At 45.8% G+C, this 531-nt stretch carries 1 protein-coding gene; it reads right to left on the bottom strand.

Features of this window, described 5'->3' with window-relative positions:
• Positions 1 to 309: 309 nt before the first annotated feature.
• The coding region (locus ACFQEU_RS17960) for a hypothetical protein (RefSeq protein ID WP_379784378.1) at positions 310 to 531 on the bottom strand (222 nt) is incomplete at its 5' end.

Raw genomic sequence — 531 nt, 5'->3', positions numbered from 1 at the left:
TGCTCGGCCTTCGGCCGCTAACGCGCACTAAATCATTCCAGATGATTTGTCTGACGGGTGCGTAGTGACTTGCTTCGAGTAAAGAAATGGTGGGTTTTCTGGGGCTCAAGTTGTTCAGGACCTGCCCGAACATGAAACAAAGAGATGAGTCGGATTGTACTCGCACATCCTGCGCTCGGCCTTCGGCCGCTAAAGCGCACCAAATCATTTCAGATGACTTGTCTGACGGATGCGGAGTGTTCTTACGACCATAATATGGCCAGTAATTACTAGCATAAAGTGGCCAACGTAGTTTTTCTTTTAAGACTGTTACGCTATCTTGGCTTGCCGTTGTTCAAATGAATTCTTCCAATTCTTGAACGCTTCTCGTTCTTCCTCAGTTATTTCCCCAAATCCTATGTATCGGCTGTACTCTGGAAACACAGTTGCTCTACATACTTGACACTTACTTTCAAGTTCCCAACTCTTATCTTCAACTGCTTTCTCCAGCAGTTTAAAGTTACCAAATGGCTTGCTGGTCGAGTAAGCGAC

Origin of the sequence: Halorubrum tibetense (genome assembly GCF_042661865.1) — an archaeon.
In the GTDB taxonomy this organism is placed as follows: Archaea; Halobacteriota; Halobacteria; order Halobacteriales; family Haloferacaceae; genus Halorubrum; species Halorubrum tibetense.
This window is presented reverse-complemented; position numbering and strand designations above follow the sequence as displayed.